Origin of the sequence: Klebsiella sp. BIGb0399 (genome assembly GCF_003752615.1) — a bacterium.
GTDB lineage: Bacteria > Pseudomonadota > Gammaproteobacteria > Enterobacterales > Enterobacteriaceae > Klebsiella > Klebsiella lignicola.
The window spans coordinates 681,401-707,669 of record NZ_RKHT01000006.1 but is presented as its reverse complement, the minus strand read 5'-3'; the positions used below and the strand labels follow the sequence as shown (position 1 = coordinate 707,669).

The following is a 26,269-nucleotide window of genomic DNA, read 5'->3' as shown; positions in this document are numbered from 1 at the left end:
GCCGCGCGGGGAAACTTCCCCGCTACTGACGCAGCGGCAGGGTGAAGCGGAAGCTGGCTCCTGTCGTAACCTCCAACAGATGAATATCGCCGCCGTGCAGTTGCAGCATACGCCGGACAATCATCAGCCCTAACCCGCCTCGCGTTCCGCGACTCTGTCCGGGTTCCAGCACCGAAGGCCGTTCAAACAATGTGGCCCGTAGCTCACCGGCAACGCCCGGCCCGCTGTCCGTCACTTCCACCACCATTTCCGTACCCTGCTGGCGCGCCGTCAGGCTGATGCTGCCCCCGTCCGGGGTGTGGCGAATAGCGTTATCCAGCAGGTTGGTCAGCACCCGTTCCATCATCGACAAATCCGCAACCACCGGCGGCAAACCGCTGGCCAGCCCCAGCTGCAGACGAATATTGCGGGTGGCAATCGACAGATCGAACTTCTGCGCCACGTCCTGGACCAGCTCTGCCAGGTAAAATTTCTCCGGCTGCGGTTTAATACCGCCGTGTTCCAGCCGCGCCAGTTCAAACAGCTGCGACGAGAGATAGCGGACTTTATTTCCCTGGCGCAGCGCGATATCAAGGTAACGCCGACGTTCTTCCGCGCTGAGCCGGTCGGCTTTCAGCGTCAGAGTCTCAAGGTATCCCAGCAGCGACGTCAGCGGCGTCCGCAGGTCGTGGGAGATATTAGCCACAAACTCCCGACGCTGGCGATCGCTGTCGGCCAGACGATCCCACTGCCCGGCGATCTGTCGGGCGAGGTCGATAAAGCGGTTATGCAAAATCGCCACTTCATTTCCCGGATGCGGATCGGGAGTTTGCGCCGCCAGTAATTTGATCGCCCCGATGCTGTCTTCTTCAGGGATGACCACCTGGGCGGTCAACTGACGCACCGGACGCGTGACCCAGTACCAGGCAAGCCCGCCGGCCAGCAGGCCAAACAGCGCCACCAGCAGCAAGGTCCAGACCAGCAGGCTGCCCAGCGTCTTCTGCCAGGCGTTAGCCGCCAGTTCATTAAAGGTTTCCCCTTGCAGAATGATATAGAGATAGCCACGAAGCTGACCGTCAACGTTCAGCGGCGCGACGCTGAAGACTTTCTGCTGATCCGGGCTGCGCGGATCGTCGCCGTACACCGGCCAGGTGCCGCCGGACAGAAACGCCTGTATCGGTTCGATCGCCACTCGCTGGCGTTTGATATGGCCGGGAGGCGCGGCATCGGCCAGCAGTTCACCGTCGGCAGAAATCAGGTACAGCTCTACGCTGGGGTTAAAAACCATCAGCCGGTCAAAAAGCGGCTTCAGCGCCTGACGGTTGACCTGCCCCTGCGCATCGAGAAGCGGTTCGCGGGCCACGATTTGCTGGGCCAGTCCGGCGGAAAGCCGCTGCACCATCGCATTACCGTATTGCGCACTGCTGTACAACTGCACTACGCAGACCGCCGCGGCACACAGCAACAGCAGCGAGGTAAAAACCAGTGCCAGACGCTGACTCAGGCTCAGTCGACGCATCATTGCCCCGCTCCTTGACGAGCCGGCGCAAATTTATAGCCCTTGCCCCAGACCGTCAGAATAATTTCCGGCTCGGCCGGATCGTGTTCGATTTTGCTGCGCAGGCGGTTGATGTGGGTATTGACCGTATGCTCATAGCCTTCGTGCTGATAGCCCCATACGTGATCGAGCAGGGCCAGACGGGAAAAGACTTCGCCGGGGTGGCGGGCGAAGTAGTACAGCAGGTCGAATTCGCGCGGGGTTAGGTCTACCGGTTCGCCGCGTAGCCTGACCTCCCGCGCCAGCGGATCGATGCTCAGGCCGTGACACTCAATGCGCCCGGCGTCCATCAGCAGATTCTGTCCCATCGCCTCCTGGCGGCGAAACAGCGCCTTAACCCGCGCCACCAGTTCGATGATTGAAAACGGCTTGGCCAGGTAGTCGTCCGCCCCCATCTCCAGCCCCAGCACGCGGTGGGTCTCACTGGCGCGGGCGCTGATGATAATCACCGGCAGGTAGCGGGTCATCTGGCGAATGCGGCGGCAGATCTCCAGACCGTCGACATGGGGCAGCATCAGGTCAAGGATCACCGCATCCCAGCTGCTCTTTTCGAGCTGCACCAGCGCCTGGGCGCCATCGGCCTCGTGGACAATCTGAAACCCTTCATCCTGCAAATTCAGGCGCAGCAAAGTGGCGATATCGTCGTCATCTTCGACCAACAGAATTTTCTTTGCCATCGTCTCGCTCCGCTCATCTCACTCGTTATTCGCCAAGCTTACTCGATTTACGCCTGCAGGAGAGTTCACATTTTGTTTAAACTTCGCGGACCAGTAGCGTCAGCACTTCATAGTGTGCGGTGTGAGGGAACATATCGAACAGCTGCACCCGCTCAACCCGATAACCGGGCAGCAGCGCGAAATCTTTCGCCATTGTCCGGGCGTTGCAGCTTGAGTAGATAATATACGGGGGCGCCATCCGGCCTAAATAGTCGCACAGCTCGTGGCCGATACCGCGACGTGGTGGGTTCACCAGCACCAGGTCCGGAATATCGCCCTCGGCGGTGGCAAACTGCGTCGAGTCCAGCGCCTGAAAATGGAGGTTCGTCAGCCCCAGTTCAGCGGCAGATTGCCGCGCGCTGGCAATGGCTTCCGGCGCAATTTCAATGCCCGTCAGCCGCATTTGCGCCGTAGCACAGTGCAGGCCAAAGCCGCCTACGCCGCAGAACAGATCCCACATATGCTTCACCGGCAGCTGGCGCACCCAGTCACGGGCGGTGGCATACAGCTGGCTGGCAACGGCCGGGTTGGTTTGAAAGAAGCTCTGCGGGCGGATCCACAGCGGAACGCCGTTAAAGTTTTCCGCCAGCGCGGGCTGCTCGCCGAGCAGAATTTCCTGCTCGCCTTCCATAATGGCCATATGCACCGGCTGAATATTGGCGGTAATCACCTTCAGCTGCGGCAGCTGCGCCTGCAGCCAGGGTAGCGCGGCGCGAAGCTGCTCCAGTTTTGCCGTCGAACGCAGGACAAAACGCAGCATCATTCCGCCATCCAGCTGGCTTTCGGTCAGCAGCAGATACTTCAGCTCGCCACGCTTGCGGGCGACGTTGTAGGGGGTTAACCCGGTCCGGGCAATAAACGGCTTTAATACACTAAACACCGGCGCAAAATGGGGCGGATAGAGCGGGCAGTCGGTCAGGTCTTCGGGGGTGCCGTCGCGGTGCAGCATGCCCAGCAGCGGGCGTTCAACGCTGCCGCTGACTACCATTTTGGCTTTGTTGCGAAAACCAGCCTCCGGGCCGGAAACCGGCATATCCCATTGCGCTACCGGGAAGTCCGCTAACAACGTCCTGAGGTCGGCCATTTTACTGGCGAGTTGTTGTGTTAACGGCAGTTCCAGCCACTGACAGGAGCGACAGCGGCCCGCGTCATAGAGTGCGCAGTGCATAAAAAGACCTTCAAAAAAACAGGGGCGGGGATTGTATCATCGTTATTGTAGTCGGAAAAACCGTCGGCACGAAGTCGGGACAAACAGCAGCAGCAATACCAGGTAATCAGGCAGTTTCTGCATCACCAGAGAACGGAATATTTCCCGCTTTGACTCGCCGGCAATACTGAACAGTTCCGGGTAGCCATACCCCAGCGAAGCCGCCCACAGGTAGCCGGTGACAATGATTTGCGTCAGCAGGAAGATCCAGCGCGCCAGATTGCGCCCCTTCACCAGCGAGAAGGCGCACCATATCTCGATGAACACCAGCAGCAGGCTGGAGAGAAACACCAGCGTCAGGTTCCAGGTCTGGACGCTGCGGCGAATAAACTCTTCGATGCCGCTGACCCCCAACTGGTTGAAGATCATCAGCAGGTCAACGCCACGAATCAAAATAATGGCGAACGCCGCCACCTGCACCAGGGCAGGAACGTTCAGGCGTGCATGAGAGGAACGTGCTTTAGTAAACAATCCCAACGGAAACGTCTTCCATGAAAACGGCGTCGCACTATCACGACGCCGATACCAGTTTTACCGTAGATTTTAGGGGGTTCAGCTGCGTCTTGCACGCTGGATATCGCGTACTCGCTGCTTTTCTGCGCGGGCCATCAAATACCAGGCGATAAAACCAACAACCCCGACCACCGCGAGGATTAACGTCGCCAGGGCGTTGATTTCCGGGTTCACCCCCATCCGCACGCTGGAGAAGACCAGCATTGGTAAGGTGGTGGCGCCCGGGCCGGAGACAAAGCTGGCAATAACCAGATCGTCCAGCGACAAGGTAAAGGCCAGCAGCCAGCCGGAGATCACCGCCGGCATAATCATCGGCAGCGTGATGATGAAAAAGACCTTCAGCGGCGGCGCGCCCAAATCCATCGCCGCTTCTTCAATAGAGTGGTCCAGTTCACGCAGCCGTGACGAAATGACCACCGCCACGTAGGCGGTACAGAAGGTCACGTGCGCCAGCCAGATGGTCAGCATCCCGCGATCCGACGGCCAGCCGATTGCGTGCCCCAACGCCACAAACAGCAGCAGCAGCGACAGCCCGGTGATCACATCAGGCATAACCAGCGGCGCGGTAATCATAAACGCAAAGCCGGTTGATCCGCGGAAGCGGCCAAAACGCACCATCACCACGGCCGCAATGGTCCCCAGCACCACCGCCGCCGTTGCCGCGCAGGTGGCGATGGTCAGACTCAGCCCGACGGCGCTCATCATCGCATCATCATGGAACAGCTCGCTGTACCAGCGCGTTGACCACCCGGCCCACACCGTCACCAGCTTCGAACTGTTGAATGAGTAGATCACCAGCATCAACATCGGGGCATACAAAAACGTAAAGCCGATCACGAGGATTAAAATTCGCCATGGCGAACGTACTACCGGCAAATCATTCATCCGTGTTCCCCTATCTGTTTTTGCTGATGCTTGTGGAACCACATGATCGGCACGATCAACAGCAGCAACATCACAATCGCCACCGCCGAGGCCACCGGCCAGTCGCGGTTATTAAAGAACTCCTGCCACAGGACGCGCCCGATCATAATGCTGTCCGGCCCGCCTAACAGTTCCGGGATCACAAACTCCCCTACCGCCGGGATAAACACCAGCATCGACCCGGCGATAATCCCGCCTTTGGTCAGCGGGACGATCACCTGGAAGAAGGTTTTCAGCGGTCGCGCACCCAGATCCAGCGAAGCCTCCACCAGCGAGTAGTCGATACGCGTCAACGCGGTATAAATAGGCAGCACCATAAACGGCAGATAGGCGTAAACAATGCCGATATACACCGCGAGATTGGTATGCAGGATCTCCAGAGGCTGGTCGATAACCCCAAGCCACAGCAGAAAATTATTCAGCACGCCGTTGCTTTTCAACAGCCCCATCCACGCATACACGCGGATCAGGAATGAGGTCCACGACGGCAGGATCACCAGCAGCAGCAGAATATTTCGCGTGGATGGTTTGCTGTGCGCCACCGCCCATGCCAGCGGATAGCCCAGTAACAGACAGCAGAACGTCGAGATGCCCGCCACCTGCAGCGACTGCAGATAGGCTTCGAAATAGAGCGGATCGTCGGTCAGCTGCAGGAAGTTGCCGAGGTTCAACGTTAACGTCAGCTGGCCTTCCGCCCACTCCCACAGATCGGTGTAGGGCGGGATCGCTCGCGCCATCTCTGCGAGGCTGATTTTAAATACGATCAGGAACGGCAGCAGAAACAGCAGGATCAGCCACAGATACGGCAGCGCGATCACCAGCTTGCGGCCATGGGCCATCTGCAGACGCGCGAGCCAGAGCGCAAAACCGCCCGGTTTTTTGGCCCCGGCCGGTGGTTCTAATGTACTCATCGCCCTCTCCTTACACCGTCAGAACAACGCAGCTGTCGGCATCCCAGCACAAACGAACTTCATCACCCCAGGTCGGCGACCCTTTACGATGACGGTGTTCATTCTGTAACTGCGCGCTGATCATCTGCCCGCTTTTCAGGCGTACGTGGTAGATAGAGAGATCGCCGAGGTAGGCAATATAAATCACCTCCCCCACCGCGAAGTTATAGCCATCCGCCGGCGGCTCATCGCAGAGCATGATTTTTTCCGGACGCAGGGCCACCCACACCGGAACATTATCAATAACCGACGCATCAGGATCGACCTTCAGCGGATGGGTCAGCCCCGGCGAGTTCAACACCAGGCCATCTTCCAGCCGCTCTTTCACCAGTCCTTCAAACACGTTGACCGAACCGATAAACTCCGCGCTATAGCGGGTTGTCGGATGTTCATAGATCTCTTCCGGCTCGCCGATTTGCACGAACTTACCGCGGTTCATAATGGCGATACGCCCGGCCATGGTCATCGCCTCTTCCTGATCGTGAGTCACCATCACGCAGGTCGCGCCGACACGCTCGAGAATATCCACCACTTCCAACTGCATGCGGTCACGCAGTTTTTTATCCAGCGCGCCCATCGGTTCGTCGAGCAGCAGCAGTTTTGGCCGCTTCGCCAGGCTGCGCGCCAGCGCAACACGCTGGCGCTGCCCGCCGGACAGCTGGTGCGGTTTACGTTTGGCAAACTCCTGCATATGCACCAGCGCGAGCATCTCCTGCACTCTGCTGGTGATTTCGGCTTTCGGCAGTTTGTCCTGCTTCAGGCCGAACGCGATGTTCTGCTCCACCGTCATATGGGGGAACAGGGCGTAGGACTGAAACATCATATTGATCGGCCGCTGATAAGGCGGTACGCGAGACAGGTCGACGCCATCAAGCATAATTTGGCCGGCCGTCGGTTCTTCAAAGCCTGCCAGCATGCGCAGCAGCGTTGATTTACCACAGCCAGATGCGCCCAGCAGTGCGAAAATTTCGCCTTTATAAATGGTGAGATTGACGTCATCGACGGCATGTTGGCCATCAAAGGATTTCGTCAGATTACGGATTTCCAGCAGCGGGGTCAGCGCTTTGGGGGTTTTCGCCTGTGGGCGGGAAATTGCGTCATTCACTCGGGTGCTCTCCGGCAAAAAAGCTAACCACCGTATGGCCCGGTTGCCATACATTCTACTTTACAGTGCAGGCGCACCATCCTGGTGCATACATTCGCTGCACGTTGCATCAGCGTTTACACCGACCGGGGAGTGCAATCTCCCGGCCGGGTAAGATCTGTTCAGGCCCGGCGAACCGGGCCATCAGGCTTTATTTGCCGCTTTTCACTTTCGTCCACGCACGGGTACGCACGCGGTCGATTTTCGGATCCTGAACTTTCAGGGTGAACAGCTTGGCAAACACATCCGCCGGCGGGTAGATAGCCGGGTTGTTACGGATCGTTTCGCTCACCAGCGGAGTCGACGCTTTGTTACCGTTCGCGTAGTACACCTGGTCGCTGATTTTGGCGATAACTTCCGGACGCATCAGATAGTTAAGGAACTGATAAGCTTCATCTTTATTCTTGGCGTCCGCAGGCATTGCAAAGACGTCAAAGAAGGCCAGCGCCCCTTCTTTCGGGATAAAGTAGGAGACGTTCACGCCATTCTTCGCCTCTTTCGCCCGGTTTGCCGCCTGCCAGACGTCGCCCGCCCAGCCGATAGCGACGCAGATATCGCCGTTAGCCAGGTCGTTGATGTATTGCGAGGAGTGGAAGTAGCGAATATTCGGCCGCAGCTTAAGCAGCAGGTCGGTTGCCGGCCCGGTGTAGTCATTGGCTTTTGTGCTGTTAGGATCTTTGCCCAGATAGTTCAGGACCGTCGCAAAAATCTCTTCCGGTGCATCGAGGAAGGAGACGCCGCAGCTTTTCAGCTTTTCGAGGTTCTCAGGCTTGAGGACCAGATCCCAGCTATCCAGCGGGGCATCTTTACCCAACACGGCTTTCACTTTATCGACGTTGTAGCCGATCCCGGTTGTCGCCCACAGATACGGCATCGCGTATTTATTTTCCGGGTCGTGCTTAGCCACCAGCTTCAGCACTTCCGGGTCGAGATTTTTCCAGTTCGGCAGCTTACTCTTGTCCAGCGGCTGGAAAACGCCGGCAGCCAGCTGCCGCTCAAGGAAACTCGCCGACGGTACGACCAGGTCAAAACCGGTGCTGCCGGCCATCAGCTTGCCTTCCAACACTTCGTTGGAATCAAAAACGTCATACACCACTTTAATACCGGTCTCTTTTTCGAAATCGGCTACCGTGTCCGGCGCGATATAATCAGACCAGTTATAAACATGTAGGGTTTTCTGTTCCGCTGCGAGTGAACCGGCAGAGACGGCCATCAACGCACCCGTAACCAGACCTGTTAACCATTTTTTACCAAAGGCGGTCATATCTCTTATTCCTTCTCAAATGCCCGTTAACAAGCGGGCTTAATATACGCACTTGTCTGCATGCAATAATCGTGCATGTTTTTTCATTGCCTAAGAAAAGGAGAGAGGACCTCTCCCGGAATGGTTGCCCGCAACTGGAAGCATCGCCAGAATAACTGTAGCCAGAATAAGAGGCTATAGCCCAGGTAAAATAACGCCTTTTATCAATTTTTTATGCAATAACGGTCTACGTGATAAGCCAAAAGCGGCAGAATGGCGGTGAAAAATTCTTTAAGGAAAGGTTAACAGCAGAATAAAAGCGCGTAATACACAGCCACTGTGGTAGTGGCTGCGCTATTCATCGACAGGTTTAGTGAAGAAAATGGTGCTGAACTTCTTCAGCGGGGTACTCTTCTTCTTCGGCTTTAAAGAGCACCTGGTTGGCGGCCGCTTCGAGGATCACCATTGATATTTGCTCTTCGCTCTGGCGGAAGAACCAGCCAAATTGCTCAACGGTAATGCCAACGCCGACGGATAACGCCTGGCACACTACCAGCTTAGGCAGGTTATCATCCTGGATATCGAGGAATGCTTTGACGGTTAACGAACTGGCGTTGATCGCCGACAGATCGGCAGACAGCGGCAGCAGCGCCGACGGCTTCACTTCCGCGAGGGCCGAAAAGAGCACCACGTTGTCTACCAGATCGATTTTGGCATCGAAAATGCCTTCGAAATTCTGCATATGCGGCAGGTGCAAAGCCTGGCAGGAATCACACTCAAAAAAGCTAATGCCTAGCTCATCGAGCCAATGACGTAGCGTATCCAGACCCGGAACGACCAGTGAATCCATATGACCTGTGACCTCTTGCTGTGTAAAAACGACGCCATAGCTTACGCAAAAAATACGCGGCATACCACGAAAGTGTCAGCGCGGACGATTATCCACCCATTTTCAGACAAAATTCAGGCGTGGCCTGGCGCTCGATCCAGGCGATCATCCGCCCGGCAATATCGATGCCGGTGGTCGTTTCAACCCCTTCCAGACCCGGTGAGGCGTTGACCTCCATCACCAGCGGCCCGCGGGTTGCGCGTAAGATATCGACCCCGGCAACGTCCAGACCGAGGGTCTGCGCCGCTTTGATGGCCATCGCCCGCTCCTGCTCGCTGATAATGGCGACCGTTGCCACCCCACCACGGTGCAGGTTAGAGCGGAAATCGCCCTCTTTTGCCCGTCGCTCAATCGCCGCCACCACTTCATTGCCCACCACCAGGCAGCGAATATCCCGCCCTTTTGCCTCGGCAATATACTCCTGAACCAGAATATGCGCGTTCAGACCCCGGAATGCATCAATCACGCTTTCGGCCGCCTGGCGCGTCTCTGCCAGCACCACGCCGATCCCCTGCGTGCCTTCCACCAGTTTGACGACCAGGGGCGCACCGCCCACCATGGCGATCAGGTCACTGGTATCATCCGGGGAGTGGGCGATCCCGGTCAGGGGAAGATCGATCCCCTGGCGTGCCAGCAGCTGTAACGAGCGCAGTTTGTCGCGGGCGCGGGTAATCGCCACCGACTCATTGAGCGGGTAGCTGCCTAACAGTTCAAACTGGCGCAGCGCCGCGGTACCGTAATAGGTAATGGCGGAACCGATCCGTGGGATCACGGCATCGAAATGCGGGAGCTGGCGGCCTTTATAGTGGATCGATGATGCCACCGGACTGACGTTCATATAACAAGAAAGCGGATCGAGGATTTCCACCTGGTGACCGCGCTTCTGCGCGGCTTCACGTAGGCGACGACATGAATAGAGCGTTCCATCCCGGGATAATATGGCAATTTTCACCCTGCACCTCTGCAAAAAGACCCGCTCCGGCGGGCCTTCACTGTATTAATTACGCCACCACCGCCCGGCCTCTGACTCTTGAGGCGCTAAGCAGGCAGCAGTGTACACGCAATCAGCGCGTTGCCCACCCCTGCTTATGCAGGTAATCCAGAATAAACGGGCGGCTTTCTTTAATAATAGTGCGGCGAATATGGTCGCTCCAGGTATCGCGACGCGTATTGCTGCCGCGTGACAGATAATACTGTGCCATCTGCTCATCATATTCTGCCAGCACGGTTTCATCCAACGGCTGCCAGCTATTTTCATGCACCAGCATCGCCGCCGGCATACGCGGCTTCACATCCGGGTTATCGGCAGGCCAGCCGAGGCACAGGCCAAACAGCGGCAGCACGTGCTGCGGCAGGTTCAACAGCTCGGTCACCGCGTCAATACTGTTACGGATCCCGCCAATGTAGACGCCGCCCAGCCCTAACGACTCGGCGGCAACCAGCGCGTTTTGCGCCAGCATCGCGGTATCTACCGCCCCCAGCAGCAGCTGCTCTGCCAGACCTAACTGAGCATCCGGGCAGATCTCCAGGTGACGGCTAAAATCGGCACAAAATACCCAGAATTCCGCTGCACGGGCCACATGCTGCTGGCCGCCGCTTAGGGTCACTAGCTGCTCGCGAAGCTGCGGGTCGGTCACGCGAATAATCGAGCTGCATTGTAAAAAGCTGGAGCTGGATGCCCCCTGTGCGCTGGCGATGATGGCGGCACGCTGTTCGTCGCTGATGGGCGCATCGGTAAAGTGGCGAATGGAGCGGTGGCTCCGCAGCAGATCAATGGTCGGCGTCATCTCGTTTTTCTCTGTCGGGTGAAGAAGGTGGTTTTTGAGTTTGCGTCAGCTGTGGCGCCACGATCCTTGCCATACGCCACATCAGCGCAATGGCCGCAGGCAGCATCAGCAGGATCCCGGCAAAAATCATCAGCAGGGCTGCCGTGGGACTGGAAAACGGCGCCGGCAGTTGCAGATACTGGTTGAGCGAAAGCCAGGCCAGGGTCAACAGCACAATACCGATAATCTCTATCACCAGGACGCTTTTTGGCAAGGCGGCGGGCGATCGCATAACTCTCCTCCGGTCAATGTAGGCTGTTCGGCGTCTGAAGCCGCACAGCGGGGACAGTATAGTCATTTAACAGAACCGACATTTATCAAACATAGCCTTAAACCATCGGAGAAAAAGGCAGAACCTTCTTTTACTCACCGCCGGAACAGGTCATCATAGTCAGTATTCGCCATCCGGCAGAGAGTTAAGGAGAAAAAGCATGTTTACGGTTATTTTTGGTCGTCCCGGTTGCCCTTATTGCGTTCGTGCCAAAGAGCTGGCTGAAAAACTGACCAATGAACGCGATGATTTTAACTATCGCTACGTTGATATTCACGCTGAAGGCATCAGTAAGAGCGATCTGGAAAAGACCGTGGGTAAACCCGTTGAGACCGTTCCGCAGATTTTTGTCGATCAGAAACACATCGGCGGCTGCACTGATTTTGAAGCCTGGGCAAAAGAGAATCTCGGCCTGTTTGCCTGAGCCGACTCATTCTCTTGACGAGTGCTTGCGCCTGGAATCTAACCAGGCGCAGATAAACATAAAGCACAGCGCGCCCAGCGCACACCAGAACACCGCACTAAACAACCACGCCAGCTGTTGCCAGAATGTCCGTTGTGCCACAAAAAAAAGCCGCATTGCCAGCAGACAGACTGGAGCCGCCAGAATAGCGCCCACCACCGGTAGGATCACCCGTCGTCCTGGAGAAAGGCTACTGGCAGCCGCACCGGGCAGCAAAAAGAACAGCAGTCCGACTTCAGAATTGCCGGCAGCACGAAAGACTCCGTTCATATGCAGTAACAGAAATAAACAGACCACGATAAACAGAAAGAACCCGCAAGTAATACCGATCCAGGCGCGCTCAGATTTCACACCATCCTCCTGATTCTGCCTCTAACCCACTTCATTACATCCAGTCAGATAAAGCATTCTGGCAATCCATGCCTTTTTTGCACCCACTCACCTAAAAACGATTGTGACTAGCCGCAGCATCCAGGAAGGATTAAACTAGCGACTCATTTTTAGTGGTTATACCGGGATGCCGGAACAAGGTTCGGAACGTCACGAACACTGGCCAACCTTAGACTAAATAACCATTTCCTTCAACAACTTACTAGTAAATGAGAAGTTGGCTTTCGTGAATATAAACGTCGCAGATTTGTTAAACGGGAATTACATCCTGTTATTATTCGTTGTACTTGCGCTGGGGCTTTGCCTCGGAAAACTGCGCCTGGGTTCGGTACAACTTGGTAATTCTATTGGCGTTTTAGTGGTTTCATTATTATTAGGCCAGCAGCATTTCAGTATTAACACTGATGCGCTGAATCTGGGCTTTATGCTGTTTATTTTTTGCGTTGGCGTGGAAGCAGGCCCCAACTTTTTTTCTATCTTTTTCCGCGACGGGAAAAACTATCTGATGCTCGCCCTGGTGATGGTCGGCAGCGCGATGCTGCTGGCGATGGGGCTGGGTAAACTGTTTGGCTGGGACATCGGCCTGACGGCGGGGATGCTGGCAGGTGCCATGACTTCAACCCCGGTGCTGGTAGGCGCCGGCGATACCCTGCGCCACTTAGGGATGCCCAGCGATCGGCTGGCGCTCTCTCTCGACCACTTGAGCCTCGGCTATGCGCTGACCTACCTGATTGGTCTCGTCAGCCTGATCGTCGGCGCCCGCTATATGCCGAAGCTGCAGCATCAGGATCTGCAGACCAGCGCCCAGCAGATTGCCCGTGAGCGCGGGCTGGATACCGACTCCAAACGTAAAGTCTATCTGCCGGTGATCCGCGCCTACCGCGTCGGCCCGGAGCTGGTGGCCTGGGCCGATGGTAAAAATCTGCGTGAGCTGGGGATCTACCGCCAAACCGGCTGCTATATCGAGCGAATTCGTCGCAACGGCATTCTGGCTAACCCGGACGGCGATGCGGTCCTGCAAATGGGCGATGATATCGCGCTGGTAGGCTACCCGGACGCCCACGCACGTCTGGATCCGAGCTTCCGTAACGGTAAAGAGGTTTTCGACCGTGACCTGCTGGATATGCGCATCGTCACCGAAGAGATCGTGGTTAAAAACCACAATGCCGTAGGTCGCCGTCTGGCGCAGCTGAAGCTGACCGACCACGGCTGTTTCTTAAACCGCGTTATCCGTAGCCAGATTGAAATGCCAATCGACGACAACGTGGTGCTTAACAAGGGCGACGTTTTACAGGTCAGCGGCGATGCGCGACGCGTCAAAACCGTGGCCGATCGTATCGGCTTTATCTCTATTCACAGCCAGGTGACCGACCTGCTGGCCTTCTGCGCCTTCTTTATCGTCGGCCTGATGATCGGGATGATTACCTTCCAGTTCAGCTCTTTCAGCTTCGGGATTGGTAATGCGGCGGGGCTGCTGTTTGCCGGGATTATGCTCGGTTTCCTGCGGGCCAACCATCCGACCTTCGGCTATATCCCGCAGGGCGCGCTGAATATGGTGAAGGAGTTCGGCCTGATGGTCTTTATGGCCGGGGTCGGCCTGAGCGCCGGCGCCGGGATTGGCCACGGCCTGGGCGCCGTTGGCGGCCAGATGCTGGCGGCGGGCCTGATCGTCAGCCTGGTACCGGTGGTGATTTGTTTCCTGTTTGGCGCCTATGTGCTGCGTATGAACCGCGCGATGCTGTTTGGCGCCATGATGGGGGCCCGTACCTGCGCCCCGGCGATGGAGATTATCAGCGACACCGCGCGCAGCAACATTCCGGCGCTGGGCTACGCGGGGACCTACGCCATCGCCAACGTGCTGTTAACCCTGGCAGGGACGCTGATCGTCATCATCTGGCCAGGGCTTCAGTAAAAATTTAAGAAAAAAATGGATAGAGGCAGAACTTTTCTCTCGGGCGTCAGTCATAAGTAGTGCCACTGCTTTTCTTTGATGTCCCCATTTTGTGGAGCCCATCAACCCCGCCACTTCGGTTCAAGGTTGATGGGTTTTTTGTTGCCTGAAATCCGTGTTTTTAAAATCATGGCGTTACGGCCGTTCGGTGAGAGCACACAACATCAACTAGCGTCTTGCTGGGTTTTCCCCATGCCTCAACCAACCATTGTTGTTCTGCCCCCCTCTTCATCGCCTGTTAATTGTCTGTTGAACGACGCAACTGCTCCCGGCGAAACATCCAAATCAGCAAACAATATGGAAACTCGCTAGCTATTTCTGGCGGTTTGCCCGAAAGTCATTTCATACCAACAAGGAATTTTTATCACAGGAGATGTTGATGTCCGATTTCAGCCCTGACTTTGCGATGTTGTCATCCGAGTTCTCCAGTGCACCACTAAGCACGACCGTCGCGATCCTGACCATTATCGCCTTTTTGTCCCGGCCACTGTACAAAGCGATCAACGGTATTTTCAAATATAAGAAAGGCCACAGCATCGTTTTAAAAACTGCGGGCGTTCCGCCATTCGTTTTGAATTTCTTTGCCATCGCCATTCCATTGAAAAAATTGCCCTCGGTAGGCTATCCCGAGAAACTAATCACCGTGCTCTTTGCCATTATTTTTTCATGGTCCTTGTGGTATTCGGTTCCGGCACTAATTCAAATCTTTAACGCACCGCCTGACTCGGCGCTGTTGATTTGGAAAAAGTCTGGCGATCGCTTTTATGTTTCTAAAACCACGGCAATGGAAGCGACGGTATTTTCTTCGCCAAAATGGACTCTTTCAGTACAAGACTGTAAAACCAATAACGCCCTCGCGAACAATGCCAGCGACCGCCTTGGTCGGGAATACCATCACGATCTGTGCCGCCTGCTCACTACATCAGAAGGCAAAGACTATTTGGATGAATCAATTAAAAAGTTTAAAAAAGAGAGAATGTTGATTTATCCCGTCATATTTATTATTGAATTCATGCTGCTGTGGCTGTTGTCAGGATTCATATTAACGATTCACTACACAAATAAAGTCCGGCACTTTATTTTGCTTGAACAGAAAAAAGCCATTCATTGCGTCCTGGGTGATTTCACCGCGACGGGCTGTTACGCTATCTATCAGGAACTGGAAAACAGAGGTAATCGCTAACCCCCCTACACCTCACCCCTCTCCGGCGATTCGTCCGACCATCAGGCGGATCGCCGGTTTAGTAAGCGGCGCACTATCCGTGACGAAATGCAGGGTCATGCCTTCAATAAACGCATCCAGTCCGCGGGCGGTGGGCGGATCAAACCACTGCTCCAGAGTTTGCTGACTGCGCCGCATCCAATGCTGCATCACCGCCTTTAACGCCGGCTGGCTGCTGCAGAACGCATAGAGCTGATACATCAGCTCCATGTTCCGCGCGGTGGTAACCTGGGCGCTGAAAATCAGCTCGGCAATGGCGTCGCAGGCCTCTTCGCGATTGCTGACCGAGGCAAAAAATTGCTGATACTGCTCCGACATATCGCGAGTAAAAATGCGAAATGCCTCTTCAATCAGCGCGTCGATACCGCTGAAATAGTAGGTCAGCGAGCCTAACGGGACCTCCGCGCAGCTGGCGATTTTACGGTGCGTAACCGCATGGATCCCGTGGGTAGCGATAGTCTCCAGCGTCGCCTGCAAAATACGCTCCCGGCGCAGCGGATCGTTCGGTCGACGGGCCATAGTTTTCCTCATTCATCGCGTTTATACATAAGCAGCTATTCCGTTCTCCGAATGCCGGACGTTGTCCTAAACAGACATCCTGAAGAATATGTACAAATGTACACAACCTTGTTACTGTTGTCTTCATCTTCTCATTCACTGGCATGGACGAATGACCGCGCAAACCTCCCGCAGAGCCTTACAGCTTCGGCTGTGGGCACTCTTTATGTTCTTTTTTATTCCCGGATTACTGATGGCGTCATGGGCCACTCGTACGCCGGCGATCCGCGACCTGCTCACGCTGTCGACGGCGGAAATGGGCATCGTGTTATTTGGCCTCTCCATTGGTTCGATGAGCGGCATTCTGTGCTCGGCGTGGCTGGTTAAGCGCTTCGGAACCCGCAAAGTCATTCGGACCACCATGTCCTGTGCGGTCGTGGGCATGATGGTCCTCAGCCTGGCCCTGTGGCTTACCTCGGCCCCCCTGTTTGCCATCGGGCTGGCCATTTTTGGTGCCAGCTTCGGTTCTGCGGAAGTGGCGATTAACGTCGAAGGCGCCGCCGTCGAACGGGAAATGAATAAAACCGTCCTGCCGATGATGCACGGCTTTTACAGCTTCGGTACGCTGTTTGGCGCCGGCGTGGGGATGGCGGTGACCGGTTTTGGTCTGCCTGCCGCACCGCATATTCTGCTGGCAGCGCTGGTGGCTATCGCCCCTATCGCTATCGCGATCCGCGCCATTCCTGACGGCACCGGGCAGAACGCCGCCGAAAGCGCCCATCATGAAGAAAAAGGGTTGCCGGTATGGCGTGACGTGCAGCTGCTGCTGATTGGCGTGGTGGTGCTGGCGATGGCCTTTGCAGAAGGTTCCGCCAACGACTGGCTGCCGCTGCTGATGGTCGATGGTCACGGCTTCAGCCCAACCTCTGGCTCCTTGATTTACGCCGGCTTTACCCTCGGCATGACCATCGGTCGCTTCACCGGCGGCTGGTTCATCGACCGCTACAGCCGGGTCACGGTAGTACGTGCCAGCGCGGTGATGGGCGCCCTGGGTATCGGCCTGATTATTTTCGTCGATAACCCATGGGTGGCCGGAATTTCAGTGCTGCTGTGGGGACTGGGGGCGTCGCTTGGCTTCCCGCTGACGATTTCCGCCGCCAGTGATACCGGTCCCGATGCGCCGAAGCGCGTCAGCGTGGTGGCGATAACCGGCTACCTCGCCTTTCTCGTCGGGCCGCCGCTGCTCGGCTTCCTCGGCGAACATTTCGGCCTGCGCAGCGCCATGATGGTGGTGCTGGGTCTGGTGATGGTGGCGGCGCTGGTTGCGAAAGCGGTGGCAAAACCACAACATGAACCTGTCATGGAGAACAGCTGATGAGTATCAAACTGATTGCGGTAGACATGGACGGCACCTTCTTAAGCGATGCCAAAACCTACAATCGCCAGCGCTTCCTGAGCCAGTATCAGCGGATGCGCGAGCAGAATATTCGTTTTGTGGTAGCCAGCGGCAACCAGTATTACCAGCTGATTTCGTTTTTCCCCGACATCGCCCATGAAATCGCCTTCGTCGCCGAAAATGGCGGCTGGGTGGTCAACGCCGGTGACGACGTCTTTAACTGCCAGATGCCGAAAGATCATTTCCACACGGTGATCGATTATCTGCAGACGCTGCCGGATATTGAGATCATCGCCTGCGGCAAACGCAGCGCCTGGACCCTCAACAGGTATAACGACGAGCTGAAAGCGGTGGCGGCGAAGTATTACCATCGCCTGCAGCTGGTGGATGATTTTAACCATATCGATGACGTTATTCTGAAGTTCGGACTCAACGTCCCCGACAGCCTGATCCCGACCATTCAGCCGCAGCTGCATGCCGCCTTAGGCGACATGGTGACCGCCGTGGCGACCGGTTTCGGCAGCATCGACCTGATTATTCCCGGCATCCATAAAGCCAACGGTCTGCGCATCCTGCAACAGCGCTGGGGTATTGAGGATCACGAAGTGGTGGCGTTTGGCGACAGCGGAAACGACATTGAAATGTTGCAGCATGCTGGATTTGGCTTTGCGATGGCTAACGCGGCGGCCCCGGTGAAGGCCGTGGCGGACTACGATGCCCCGCATAACAACGAAGAAGGTGTGCTGCATATCATCGACAAAGTGCTGAATCGCGAAGCGCCGTTTGCCTGATCTAGTTCCGGGGGCAGCGCCGCGCCCCCGAAATTATCCAGAAACGTCAGGCCTGCGGGTCGCTGGCGTTTCCTACGCTTTTGTCTTTGAGGAAATAGACAATCATCGCCAGCCACAGCACGCCGCTGAGCAGATTAAACAGGCTGAACACGCCGCTGCCGCCCAGCGCATAGGCATGCTTGCTGACTTCAATCCCGACGGTAAAAATCAGCATCTGCAGCATCCCCATCGCCGCTGACACCGTCCCCTTACTCATATCGCTGGCAAACAGCGTCAGACGAACCAGCCCGGCGTTTGCCAGACCAATCCCGAAGGCGTAAACGCTCAGTCCGGCGGTCATCCACAGGTAGGCATGGCTCGACACCACCGTTGCCGCCGCAGCCAGCAGCAGACCGAGCGAAATCGGCCAGCCGCCGAGAATAATCAGCGATCGCACCGTGCGCTTCGACGTCAGCCGCGCCAGCACCAGATTACCGGCAATCAGGGCGCCGAAAATCGGCACCTGCAGCAGCCCGTATTCATAGCTGGTGGCCTGTTCGCCGCTGATAATAATTACCGGTGACTGCGCAATCCATGCCAGCAACGGCAGGCTCACGAAACCAATCGCCAGGGAGCCGGCGACAAAGCGCAGATTCTTCAGCACCAGGGCATAGTCGCGCCCCAGTTCTTTCATCGATAGCTTCTCGCCCATGCGGGTGGCGGTTTCCGGCATCGCCCGCTGAAGACCGAAAAACGCAATGGCCGCCAGCACGGCAAACAGCACGAACATCATCTCCCACGGCAGAATATGCACCCATGCAGCCCCCACCAGCGGGCCGAGCAGCGGCGCAATCAACGCTACGTTAGCCATCAGGGCGGTGATTTTGATACACATCGCCTCCTCAAATGACTCCTGAATCGCGGCGTAGCCCACGGCGCCAATAAAGCACAGGCTGATGCCCTGTAAAAAGCGCAGCAGCGTAAATTGTTCAATGGTTTGCGCCAGCAGGGTAGCCAGGCAGGTCACGATAAACCACACCACCCCGGTGAGCATCACCGGACGACGCCCGATACGATCCGACAGCGGCCCTAACAGCCACTGTAAAAACATGCCGCCGGCGAGATAGGCGGTCATTGAGGTAGGCACCCATTCATTGCCGGCCTGGAACTCTTCCACCACCGACAGCATCCCCGGCTGAATCATATCGTTGCCGATATAGGTGGAGAATTCGTATAACACCAGGCACAACGGGAATAGCAGCGCCTGCCGTCCGAGGCGCCGACCTGAAAGCGAATAATTCTGCATGCAATCTCTTATTTAAAAAAAAATCGCGCAAAGTTTAATGAAAGTCGTGCTGAGGAGATAGTGAATTGTGAGTGACAATGCAAAATAGCGCAAAGCCCCTTCCACGCCGGCCCGCCAGTTTTATCTCAACCTCTCTTTATTTCGTTTATATTTCAATTAGGTTACAGGCGATATACTCATCGCTGCTGCGCGTACGCGAAGAAACGGCCTCACCACTCTTCCTGTAACTTGCTGACAATTAAGACAATACTGCTTTACCTCATCGCCACCGCTGCTTAAGGTGGGCGGCTTATTGCTATCGGATACAAGAGCCTGAACGTATGCTGGAAAATATCAACGACGCGCTGTTCGCCTTAATTAACGCCACGCCTGCCTCCCCGGCATGGGCTATCGAAATAGCGACCTTCATCGCCAAAGAGGTGATTTTGCTGGTGCCATTGCTGGCGGCGGCGCTGTGGCTCTGGGGGCCGAATCAGCGGCAGCTGGTATCTAAAGTGGCGCTGGCGCTGGCAATCAGTCTGAGCCTCTCGTGGATATTTGGCCATCTGTTCCCTCATGACCGTCCGTTTGTTGCCGGTGCCGGCTACCAGTTTTTACATCATGCGCCGAACAACTCCTTCCCCAGCAACCACGGCACCATCAGTTTTACCTTCGCGCTGGCCTTTTTGTTCTGGCATCGCCTGTGGTCTGGCGTCGCGTTAATGGCCACCGCCGTTGCAATCGCCTGGTCACGGGTCTATCTCGGCGTGCACTGGCCGCTGGATATGGTGGGCGGTCTGCTCACCGGGATGTGTGGTTGTCTGGCCGCCGGGCTGCTGTGGCAGGTTGCTGGTCAGGGGCTTTATCGCTACCTCGAGCAGGCATACCGCCTGTGCTTCTCCCTGCCAATTCGTAAAGGCTGGGTACGTGACTAACCCTCTCCCGACAGGTAAAATTGCCCACTAACGCCCTGCCAGTGCAGGGCGATTTCAGCTTAGAGGGTATATGGAAACACGTCGTGATGAACGTATCAGCCAGCTCATTCAGGCGCTCAAGCGCAGCGATAAGCTTCATTTAAAAGAGGCCGCAGCGCTACTGGGCGTGTCAGAGATGACCATTCGTCGCGACCTGAACGGCCATAATGGCCCGGTGGTGTTATTAGGGGGCTATATTGTTCTCGAGCCACGCAGCGCAACCCATTACCTGCTCAGCGACCAGAAAACCCGCCTCGTGGATGAAAAACGCCGCGCCGCCCGCCATGCCGCCGCTCTGCTGAAAGCCCATCAGATGGCCTTTTTTGACTGCGGTACCACGACCCCGTGGATTATCGACGCCATCGATAACGCCCTGCCCTTTACCGGCGTCTGCTATTCGCTGAACACCTTTCTGGCGCTGCAGGAGAAACCGCAGTGCCGGGCGATATTATGTGGCGGGGAATTTCACGCCAGCAACGCGATTTTTAAGCCCCTAAGCCTGCAGGATACCCTCAGCCATCTGTGCCCGGATATCGCCTATTATTCGGCCGCCGGGATCGACTGTGAACAGGGCGCCACCTGCTATAACCTCGAAGAACTGCCGGTAAAGCAATGGGCGATGCGCAGCGCGCGCTATCATGTGCTGGTGGTCGATCACAGTAAGTTTGGTAAGGTCAGGCCGGCGCGGATGGGGGATCTGGCGAGTTTTGACGTCATTGCCAGCGATGTCTGTCCGGATGACGACCTGCTGGCACTGGCAAAAGAAAAACAGATTTCACTGCTGTACTGACCGCGCCCCGCAGGGCGCGGCCTGTCGGTTACGAGAACCAGCTACCGAACCAGCCGTGCAGTTTCATCAGCACGAAGTCCATCATCCGGCTGAAGAAACCGCCTTCATTAACGGCTTCCATCACGATCAGCGGACGCTGTTCGATCGTTTTGTCGTTAAGCTTAAAGTCGATAGTCCCGACCACCTGCCCTTTAGTCAGCGGCGCCGTCAGCTGTGGATCCTTCAGGGTATAGCTGGCCTTCAGGTTTTTCAGCTGGCCTCGTGGCAGCGTAATCGAACCGGCTTCACCGGCTCCCAGCTTGGCTTCACTGCTGTCACCAAACCAGACCCGCTGGGTGATAAAGGTGGCATCCGGTTTAATCGGCGTTACCGTTTCATAGAAGCGGAAGCCCCAGGTCAGCAGCTTTTCCGATTCATTAAAGCGAATACGGTCGGTCTTCGTGCCGAGCACCACGGCAATCAGTCGCATGTCGCCCTGAGTTGCCGAAGAGACCAGGTTATAGCCGGCACCGGCGGTGGTTCCGGTCTTCACGCCATCGGCGTTCAGATTTGAGCTCCACAGCAGACGGTTGCGGTTCGGCTGGCGAATTTTATTGAACGTGAACTCTTTTTCTTTATGGATGGCGTACTCTTCAGGAACGTCATGGATCATCGCTTTGGTCAGCAGCGCCATATCACGCGCGGTACTGAACTGGCCTGGCGCATCGAGGCCGTGGACGGTCATAAAGGTGGTATTGGTCAGCCCCATTTTCTGCGCGTAGCCGTTCATCAGGCTGACAAAGGCGTCCTGGCTCCCCGCCACATAGTCAGCGATCGCGATGCTGGCATCGTTACCGGACTGAATGATGACCCCTTTATTGAGGTCTTCAACCGAGACCTGCATGCCCGGCTTGAGGAACATCACCGACGAACCGCGCAGCGCCGGGTTACCGGTCGCCCAGGCATCACGCCCGACGGTTACCATATCGGTAGACTTAATTTTGCCCGCCTTCAGCGCCTGCCCGACCACATAGCTGGTCATGATCTTGGTCAGACTCGCCGGGTCGAGTTTTTCATCGGCATTGCCTTCGCTGAGCACTTTGCCGCTGGCATAGTCCATCAGAACCCAGGCACGAGCATCAATTGACGGGGCATCAGGGAGTTGTTCCGCAGCCTGCACCGCAGGCGCCACCAGAACGAGGAGAGCGCAGCCTGCCACGAGGCCGCGTAGGGAAAAAGCATCACGCGTCATAAGAACCACCCAAGTATCCTTTCCAAACAAAATATGCCGCAAAACCCTTCCGGCACGGCAGCAGCCGGTGAGTAAAGCGTACAAATGACCTTAAAGAAACAGCGAGTTGGTAAAGTTTTTAAAGTTTACGCAATAACCCCGCTCCCTGCTGAAAACAGCGCATTTTTTTTGATCATGATGGCTAAAAATTATCGTTATTATGCCACGATGATAAATAATTGTATAAAATCAATACAATACCTTACTTCCCATACCATAGCACATCTGACTTTTGTGCCGAAACCGGCATTGTTGCTTATTCAGGCGCCACGTTGGCTTCCGGGCCGCTATTTGCCGCCATATCCCCGCCGTTCCCCTGGCGACTTCCCCACCCGGACGTTTAATAAAAAACGTTTTGGCAGATGCGTTTATTCAGCCGATTCTCTAGTATTTCGTCGTCCACTGTTGGGGACGCGTTTTTTCTGGTTTGGGCAGTAAGCATTCAGCGCTGGTACCCGTCAGCGCTATTTTTAATTTTTTGTGGCCGGGTCATCCCTCACGGCCGTTCGCTTATCTCTGCTGATCAGATGCATCACGGCCCCGGGCGGGGCCGATGGTTATTCTGATGGCGGTTGGTTTTTATTCCAGTTCAAAAAATCCCCCTTAAAGAGAGACTCCTGTTGCGCTTCAGGTCGTAAAACACAGTTATGCAGGATCGTCCGGTCGCGTCGATACAGCGTCGCCTGCTCCCCTTCAGCCCAGTACACATACACCCCATCGGAATAGCGTTTGCCAGAAGCGGATAACCCTTCATCGAGGATCAACGGTTCGCCATCGACCACCAGAGAGACCTGTTTTTTGGTGTCGTTCTCCCACAAAAACAGCGCGGTTTCATCGCACTGATATTCCAGCGTTTTGGTTTGGCCTTGTTCAACTAACTGATGGTAGTAACTGCATCCAGACAGCAAAGCCGGAAGTAAAACACAGATAATCTTTTTCATTTTTTACTCTGGAGTCACCATCTCGGACGAATGGGTCGCTGCGGGTTTCACAATCTGATCAAATACCGTCGTTAACTTGTCAAACACCGCTCTCATTTCTGTTGGATAGGTTAAAGATAACCACGTTGCTAATACTGCCCCGGCCAAAAAACCCAACTTCATACTCTGCCCCTGATTGTTTTGACTTTGCCTCCCGTCAGTGACGAAGAGCCAGTTTTAATGCGTGGTGCTTATGCCCCCTGCGAGCCAACTGACGCAACATGCCGTCGAACATGGGTGTCCACCACAGCGAAAACTAACATAAGATGCCAGACAGACTCAGGCGCTATTATGTTTAAAATTGGAGCGATATCAGGGTGAAATAAATTATCCCTGCAGGCTGGTCGGACGCCTGGGGAAATAAAATCGCGCAGGTTCGCAAGTGTGATATCAAAACAGAGAAATGCTGACGTTCGGGTTCGACAGTCAGATTTGAGGGCGGTGACAACATGGCGGGCTGGCATGGCCGCGGGTGGTTGACGGGCCAGAATTATCCCCGACATCGCTGCCGGGGAAGATCTTAATTTCCGGTCACTGCCGCAGCGGCAACAGGATGGTCAGAATTCGCGACCACGGTGGTACGGGCAATCGGATGGTTACCGTTATCGCCGGTAGCTGCAGCAACAGCAACCGGGTGGTCAGCAGAGGCCACGGCAGCGCCACGTGCAACCGGATGGCTGCCATTACCGCTGGTTGCGGTCGCCACGGCGACGGGGTGATCGGAGGTCGCGACCGCGGTGGTACGAGCAATCGGATGCGAACCAGCAAAGGTAGGGGCCGCGACAATCGCGAGAACTACAGCCAGAATTGTTTTATTCATAAAATCATCTCTTTCATTAATGCCGACCTGATATTTTCAGGCCCCGGCGTTATTTGGATAAGGCGTCGTTTAAATTAACAACCTGAGCGTCATAACGAACAACCTTAATATCCCTGTCAAGTTTCAACGACCAAAAATATTATCCAGGTAATCATAAGCTCAGCAAATATTGTTAAACAAAAAAGTTAAGTGTGAATAGTCGATTTTGATTTTATTTTAAATATTCAAAATTGCGCCTGTTCTTATTGCTTTTGCATTTATTGGCGACATGACGAGATACCCGGATAAATAAAAAGGAGATAAGCCAGTCCCACAGTCATGGCCATACTCGCCATCTCAAGCGAGGTCGTATCGCCCCATACACCCAGGGTTCGCGCGGGTTGCGCCGTGACAGGCAAATAAAAGCACTTGCCGGAATATGCGCTTTATTCCAACATGGCGGTTCACCATGCTGCAATGTTGGCTCAATAACAGACAGGAACCGATATGATTACGCTGTGGGGCAGAAATAATTCGACGAATGTGAAAAAAGTGCGCTGGGTGCTGGCAGAGCTGGAACTTCCTTATCAGCAGATCCCCGCCGGGCTGGAATTTGGTCTCAACCACGACCCTGAGTTTCTGGCGATGAACCCGAATGGCCTGGTGCCGCTCCTGAAAGATGACGCTAACGGCCTGGTACTGTGGGAATCGAATGCCATTATTCGCTATCTGGCGGCGGAATATGGTCAGGAACGTCTGTGGGTCGCCTCTCCCCTGCAGCGTACCCGGAGCGACAAATGGATGGACTGGGCGAACGGTTCGCTTTCTCCGGCCCACCGTCCGGTGCTGATGGGGCTGGTGCGAACGCCGGTGGAGAAACGTGACCCGGCGGCTATCGCTGCCGCCATTGCCGCCTGTGAAGAGCTGTTTGCTATCCTCGATGATGAACTGGCGACCACCGCCTGGCTGTCCGGCGAGCAGTTTGGTCTCGGCGACATTGCCGTGGCCCCCTTTGTCTACAACCTGCTGTCGATCGTCGACAGCTGGCAGCCGCGCCCGCACCTGCAGCGCTGGTACCAGCAGCTGCACGAGCGTCAGGCATGGCGCGATGTGGTGGTGATCCCGGTAACCTGATCCTGGGTGGCCGGACTGACCTTCAGCAGTTCGCCGTTGGACTCGTCGGTTAAAAGATACAGATAGCCGTCGGGTCCGACGCGCACATCGCGAATACGTTTACCGCGATCGCCGAGCAGGCGCGCCTCTTCATGCACCTTTTCGCCGTTCACCCGCAGCACAATCAACGACTGATCCTTCAACGCCCCGATAAACAGCTTATTGCGCCACTGGGGGAAGGTCTGCGCATCGTAAAATGCCATCCCGCTCACCGCCGGGGACTGTTTCCAGACAAACAGCGGCGCTTCGGTGCCGGCAACTGCGGTGCCCTGCGCTTCAGGAATCGCCAGGCCGCTGTAGTTAACCCCGTGCGTCGCCAGCGGCCAGCCGTAATTTTTCCCTTTCTGTGGAATGTTGATCTCATCGCCGCCGCGCGGCCCGTGTTCATTCAGCCACAGGGTATGACTCCACGGGTTCATCGCCATCCCCTGCGGGTTGCGAATACCATAAGACCAGATCTCGGCTCTGGCATCGGCTCTGCCGACAAACGGATTATCGTCCGGCACGCGACCGTCTTCGGTCAGGCGCACCACCTTGCCCTGTAGCTTGTCCAGATCCTGCGCCGTGGCTCGCTGGTTATTTTCCCCCAGTCCAATAAACAGATAGCCCTTGCCGTCAAACACCAACCGTCCGCCAAAATGGTTGCCGGTGGAGAGCTTCGGCTGCTGGCGGAATACCACGCGAAAATTTTCCAGCCGCCGCTCATCGTCACTCAGGCGGCCATACCCGACAGCGGTGCCGGCTTTGCCCTCTTCTCCGGCTTCGGCATAACTGAGCCACACCCGCCGGGATTGGGCAAAATCGGGGGCCAGCGCGACATCCAGCAGTCCGCCCTGGCCGTTGGCCCACACCTGCGGCACTCCGGATATCGCCGCTGAAAGCCCCTCGCCCTGGCGCCAGCGCTTCAGTTCGCCGCCGCGCAGGGTAATGAGCATTCCCCGGTCATCGGGCAGAAATGCCAGCGCCCACGGGTGATCCAGTTGATTTTGCAATACCTCGACGCGGACCTTTTCGGCGAGGGTCACCGCGGGAAAGCAGAGCGTGGCTATCGTCATCAGAATAACGGTCTGGCGCATGGCATACTCCTT

Annotated in this window: 28 protein-coding genes and 1 pseudogene; 9 read left to right on the top strand and 20 right to left on the bottom strand. The window is 56.0% G+C overall.

Going from position 1 to position 26,269, the window contains the following annotated elements; all coding sequences use genetic code 11:
• Positions 1–22 precede the first annotated feature (22 nt).
• The 12 genes from EDF82_RS14005 to EDF82_RS13950 form a co-directional block, all read right to left on the bottom strand.
• Positions 23–1,501, bottom strand: coding sequence for a sensor histidine kinase (locus tag EDF82_RS14005; protein ID WP_123756126.1), 1,479 nt, complete (start codon positions 1,499–1,501; stop codon positions 23–25).
• Positions 1,498–2,214 (bottom strand): response regulator transcription factor, encoded by a 717-nt coding sequence (locus tag EDF82_RS14000; protein WP_123756125.1) that lies wholly within the window; start codon positions 2,212–2,214, stop codon positions 1,498–1,500. The genes EDF82_RS14005 and EDF82_RS14000 overlap by 4 nt, the downstream gene beginning before the upstream one ends.
• A gap of 76 nt (positions 2,215–2,290) precedes the next feature.
• Positions 2,291–3,421 carry a 23S rRNA (uracil(747)-C(5))-methyltransferase RlmC gene (gene rlmC / locus EDF82_RS13995; protein WP_123756124.1) on the bottom strand — a complete coding sequence of 377 codons (1,131 nt, stop codon included), beginning with the start codon at positions 3,419–3,421 and terminating at the stop codon, positions 2,291–2,293.
• A gap of 42 nt (positions 3,422–3,463) precedes the next feature.
• A complete protein-coding gene (locus EDF82_RS13990) occupies positions 3,464–3,937 on the bottom strand; it encodes a YbjO family protein (RefSeq protein WP_123756123.1) in 474 nt (157 codons plus the stop codon).
• 75 nt (positions 3,938–4,012) lie between these two features.
• Entirely contained in the window at positions 4,013–4,858 is an 846-nt protein-coding gene (potI, locus tag EDF82_RS13985; RefSeq protein WP_123756122.1) for a putrescine ABC transporter permease PotI, read from the bottom strand.
• Positions 4,855–5,808, bottom strand: coding sequence for a putrescine ABC transporter permease PotH (potH, locus tag EDF82_RS13980; protein WP_123756121.1), 954 nt, complete (start codon positions 5,806–5,808; stop codon positions 4,855–4,857). The genes potI and potH overlap by 4 nt, the downstream gene beginning before the upstream one ends.
• 10 nt (positions 5,809–5,818) lie before the next feature.
• Positions 5,819–6,952, bottom strand: coding sequence for a putrescine ABC transporter ATP-binding subunit PotG (gene potG, locus EDF82_RS13975; RefSeq protein ID WP_123756120.1), 1,134 nt, complete (start codon positions 6,950–6,952; stop codon positions 5,819–5,821).
• Positions 6,953–7,142: 190 nt separating this feature from the next.
• Positions 7,143–8,255, bottom strand: coding sequence for a spermidine/putrescine ABC transporter substrate-binding protein PotF (gene potF / locus EDF82_RS13970; protein WP_123756119.1), 1,113 nt, complete (start codon positions 8,253–8,255; stop codon positions 7,143–7,145).
• A 349-nt stretch (positions 8,256–8,604) separates the two neighbouring features.
• A complete protein-coding gene (locus EDF82_RS13965) occupies positions 8,605–9,084 on the bottom strand; it encodes a YbjN domain-containing protein (protein ID WP_123756245.1) in 480 nt (159 codons plus the stop codon).
• Positions 9,085–9,172: 88 nt separating this feature from the next.
• Positions 9,173–10,075: a 30S ribosomal protein S6--L-glutamate ligase gene (gene rimK / locus EDF82_RS13960; protein ID WP_123756118.1), complete on the bottom strand. Its 903-nt coding sequence runs from the start codon at positions 10,073–10,075 to the stop codon at positions 9,173–9,175.
• A 112-nt stretch (positions 10,076–10,187) separates the two neighbouring features.
• The gene (gene nfsA / locus EDF82_RS13955; RefSeq protein WP_123756117.1) at positions 10,188–10,910 is read right to left on the bottom strand and encodes a nitroreductase NfsA; all 723 of its coding nucleotides are present in this window, start codon (positions 10,908–10,910) and stop codon (positions 10,188–10,190) included.
• Entirely contained in the window at positions 10,894–11,181 is a 288-nt protein-coding gene (locus EDF82_RS13950; RefSeq protein WP_123756116.1) for a YbjC family protein, read from the bottom strand. The genes nfsA and EDF82_RS13950 overlap by 17 nt, the downstream gene beginning before the upstream one ends.
• Before the next feature lie 199 nt (positions 11,182–11,380).
• Between EDF82_RS13950 and EDF82_RS13945 the strand changes: the two genes are divergently transcribed.
• Entirely contained in the window at positions 11,381–11,644 is a 264-nt protein-coding gene (locus EDF82_RS13945) for a GrxA family glutaredoxin (RefSeq protein ID WP_004859945.1), read from the top strand.
• A 6-nt stretch (positions 11,645–11,650) separates the two neighbouring features.
• On the opposite strand, the gene EDF82_RS13940 is transcribed toward EDF82_RS13945, so the two are convergent.
• Positions 11,651–12,034: an inner membrane protein YbjM gene (locus EDF82_RS13940; RefSeq protein WP_123756115.1), complete on the bottom strand. Its 384-nt coding sequence runs from the start codon at positions 12,032–12,034 to the stop codon at positions 11,651–11,653.
• Positions 12,035–12,299: 265 nt separating this feature from the next.
• On the opposite strand from EDF82_RS13940, the gene EDF82_RS13935 reads away from it, so the two are divergent.
• Both EDF82_RS13935 and EDF82_RS13930 read left to right on the top strand, forming a co-directional pair.
• On the top strand, positions 12,300–13,985 hold the full coding sequence (locus EDF82_RS13935) for an aspartate:alanine antiporter (RefSeq protein WP_123756244.1): 1,686 nt from the start codon (positions 12,300–12,302) through the stop codon (positions 13,983–13,985).
• A 418-nt stretch (positions 13,986–14,403) separates the two neighbouring features.
• On the top strand, positions 14,404–15,207 hold the full coding sequence (locus EDF82_RS13930; RefSeq protein ID WP_123756114.1) for a DUF6216 family protein: 804 nt from the start codon (positions 14,404–14,406) through the stop codon (positions 15,205–15,207).
• 12 nt (positions 15,208–15,219) lie between these two features.
• Here the strand turns inward: EDF82_RS13930 and EDF82_RS13925 are convergent, their stop codons facing one another.
• Entirely contained in the window at positions 15,220–15,765 is a 546-nt protein-coding gene (locus tag EDF82_RS13925) for a TetR/AcrR family transcriptional regulator (RefSeq protein ID WP_123756113.1), read from the bottom strand.
• Positions 15,766–15,916: 151 nt separating this feature from the next.
• Here EDF82_RS13925 and EDF82_RS13920 point away from each other — a divergent pair, with 151 nt between their 5' ends.
• Entirely contained in the window at positions 15,917–17,119 is a 1,203-nt protein-coding gene (locus EDF82_RS13920; protein ID WP_123756112.1) for an MFS transporter, read from the top strand.
• Positions 17,119–17,931 (top strand): Cof-type HAD-IIB family hydrolase, encoded by an 813-nt coding sequence (locus EDF82_RS13915; protein ID WP_123756111.1) that lies wholly within the window; start codon positions 17,119–17,121, stop codon positions 17,929–17,931. The genes EDF82_RS13920 and EDF82_RS13915 overlap by 1 nt, the downstream gene beginning before the upstream one ends.
• A gap of 46 nt (positions 17,932–17,977) precedes the next feature.
• On the opposite strand, the gene EDF82_RS13910 is transcribed toward EDF82_RS13915, so the two are convergent.
• A complete protein-coding gene (locus EDF82_RS13910) occupies positions 17,978–19,216 on the bottom strand; it encodes an MFS transporter (protein WP_123756110.1) in 1,239 nt (412 codons plus the stop codon).
• A gap of 320 nt (positions 19,217–19,536) precedes the next feature.
• Here EDF82_RS13910 and ybjG point away from each other — a divergent pair, with 320 nt between their 5' ends.
• Positions 19,537–20,130 (top strand): undecaprenyl-diphosphate phosphatase, encoded by a 594-nt coding sequence (gene ybjG / locus EDF82_RS13905; protein ID WP_123756109.1) that lies wholly within the window; start codon positions 19,537–19,539, stop codon positions 20,128–20,130.
• Positions 20,131–20,200: 70 nt separating this feature from the next.
• The gene (deoR, locus tag EDF82_RS13900) at positions 20,201–20,959 is read left to right on the top strand and encodes a DNA-binding transcriptional repressor DeoR (protein ID WP_123756108.1); all 759 of its coding nucleotides are present in this window, start codon (positions 20,201–20,203) and stop codon (positions 20,957–20,959) included.
• Positions 20,960–20,987: 28 nt separating this feature from the next.
• Here the strand turns inward: deoR and dacC are convergent, their stop codons facing one another.
• Positions 20,988–22,190, bottom strand: a complete 1,203-nt coding sequence (gene dacC / locus EDF82_RS13895; RefSeq protein WP_123756107.1) for a serine-type D-Ala-D-Ala carboxypeptidase — start codon at positions 22,188–22,190, stop codon at positions 20,988–20,990.
• A gap of 84 nt (positions 22,191–22,274) precedes the next feature.
• Here dacC and EDF82_RS25170 point away from each other — a divergent pair, with 84 nt between their 5' ends.
• The gene (locus EDF82_RS25170; protein ID WP_148060394.1) at positions 22,275–22,667 is read left to right on the top strand and encodes a hypothetical protein; all 393 of its coding nucleotides are present in this window, start codon (positions 22,275–22,277) and stop codon (positions 22,665–22,667) included.
• 194 nt (positions 22,668–22,861) lie between these two features.
• On the opposite strand, the pseudogene EDF82_RS13890 reads toward EDF82_RS25170, so the two are convergent.
• The 3 genes and pseudogenes from EDF82_RS13890 to EDF82_RS13885 form a co-directional block, all read right to left on the bottom strand.
• Positions 22,862–23,170 (bottom strand): annotated as a pseudogene (locus EDF82_RS13890) (MliC family protein); the annotation flags it as partial.
• A 3-nt stretch (positions 23,171–23,173) separates the two neighbouring features.
• Positions 23,174–23,332, bottom strand: coding sequence for a hypothetical protein (locus tag EDF82_RS25220; RefSeq protein WP_154143414.1), 159 nt, complete (start codon positions 23,330–23,332; stop codon positions 23,174–23,176).
• Between the two features lie 397 nt (positions 23,333–23,729).
• Positions 23,730–24,029, bottom strand: coding sequence for a hypothetical protein (locus EDF82_RS13885; protein ID WP_123756105.1), 300 nt, complete (start codon positions 24,027–24,029; stop codon positions 23,730–23,732).
• A gap of 486 nt (positions 24,030–24,515) precedes the next feature.
• On the opposite strand from EDF82_RS13885, the gene EDF82_RS13880 reads away from it, so the two are divergent.
• Positions 24,516–25,142, top strand: coding sequence for a glutathione S-transferase family protein (locus EDF82_RS13880; RefSeq protein WP_123756104.1), 627 nt, complete (start codon positions 24,516–24,518; stop codon positions 25,140–25,142).
• Here EDF82_RS13880 and EDF82_RS13875 read toward each other — a convergent pair.
• Complete coding sequence (locus EDF82_RS13875; RefSeq protein ID WP_370453887.1) at positions 25,103–26,236, bottom strand: PQQ-dependent sugar dehydrogenase; 1,134 nt, start codon at positions 26,234–26,236, stop codon at positions 25,103–25,105. The two genes, EDF82_RS13880 and EDF82_RS13875, sit on opposite strands and share 40 nt — an antisense overlap.
• Positions 26,237–26,269 lie beyond the last annotated feature (33 nt).

Coding starts and splice junctions, on each gene's coding strand:
- nfsA (WP_123756117.1), bottom strand. CDS start 10,910: ATGACGCCGACCATTGATCTGCTGCGGAGCCACCGCTCCATTCGCCAC.
- EDF82_RS13880 (WP_123756104.1), top strand. CDS start 24,516: ATGATTACGCTGTGGGGCAGAAATAATTCGACGAATGTGAAAAAAGTG.
- EDF82_RS13910 (WP_123756110.1), bottom strand. CDS start 19,216: ATGCAGAATTATTCGCTTTCAGGTCGGCGCCTCGGACGGCAGGCGCTG.
- dacC (WP_123756107.1), bottom strand. CDS start 22,190: ATGACGCGTGATGCTTTTTCCCTACGCGGCCTCGTGGCAGGCTGCGCT.
- EDF82_RS13920 (WP_123756112.1), top strand. CDS start 15,917: ATGACCGCGCAAACCTCCCGCAGAGCCTTACAGCTTCGGCTGTGGGCA.
- EDF82_RS13875 (WP_370453887.1), bottom strand. CDS start 26,236: ATGACGATAGCCACGCTCTGCTTTCCCGCGGTGACCCTCGCCGAAAAG.
- EDF82_RS13915 (WP_123756111.1), top strand. CDS start 17,119: ATGAGTATCAAACTGATTGCGGTAGACATGGACGGCACCTTCTTAAGC.
- rlmC (WP_123756124.1), bottom strand. CDS start 3,421: ATGCACTGCGCACTCTATGACGCGGGCCGCTGTCGCTCCTGTCAGTGG.
- EDF82_RS13930 (WP_123756114.1), top strand. CDS start 14,404: ATGTCCGATTTCAGCCCTGACTTTGCGATGTTGTCATCCGAGTTCTCC.
- ybjG (WP_123756109.1), top strand. CDS start 19,537: ATGCTGGAAAATATCAACGACGCGCTGTTCGCCTTAATTAACGCCACG.
- potH (WP_123756121.1), bottom strand. CDS start 5,808: ATGAGTACATTAGAACCACCGGCCGGGGCCAAAAAACCGGGCGGTTTT.
- EDF82_RS13950 (WP_123756116.1), bottom strand. CDS start 11,181: ATGCGATCGCCCGCCGCCTTGCCAAAAAGCGTCCTGGTGATAGAGATT.
- EDF82_RS25220 (WP_154143414.1), bottom strand. CDS start 23,332: ATGAAGTTGGGTTTTTTGGCCGGGGCAGTATTAGCAACGTGGTTATCT.
- potF (WP_123756119.1), bottom strand. CDS start 8,255: ATGACCGCCTTTGGTAAAAAATGGTTAACAGGTCTGGTTACGGGTGCG.
- EDF82_RS14000 (WP_123756125.1), bottom strand. CDS start 2,214: ATGGCAAAGAAAATTCTGTTGGTCGAAGATGACGACGATATCGCCACT.
- EDF82_RS13925 (WP_123756113.1), bottom strand. CDS start 15,765: ATGGCCCGTCGACCGAACGATCCGCTGCGCCGGGAGCGTATTTTGCAG.
- EDF82_RS14005 (WP_123756126.1), bottom strand. CDS start 1,501: ATGATGCGTCGACTGAGCCTGAGTCAGCGTCTGGCACTGGTTTTTACC.
- potI (WP_123756122.1), bottom strand. CDS start 4,858: ATGAATGATTTGCCGGTAGTACGTTCGCCATGGCGAATTTTAATCCTC.
- EDF82_RS13965 (WP_123756245.1), bottom strand. CDS start 9,084: ATGGATTCACTGGTCGTTCCGGGTCTGGATACGCTACGTCATTGGCTC.
- EDF82_RS25170 (WP_148060394.1), top strand. CDS start 22,275: ATGACCTTAAAGAAACAGCGAGTTGGTAAAGTTTTTAAAGTTTACGCA.
- deoR (WP_123756108.1), top strand. CDS start 20,201: ATGGAAACACGTCGTGATGAACGTATCAGCCAGCTCATTCAGGCGCTC.
- EDF82_RS13945 (WP_004859945.1), top strand. CDS start 11,381: ATGTTTACGGTTATTTTTGGTCGTCCCGGTTGCCCTTATTGCGTTCGT.
- EDF82_RS13885 (WP_123756105.1), bottom strand. CDS start 24,029: ATGAATAAAACAATTCTGGCTGTAGTTCTCGCGATTGTCGCGGCCCCT.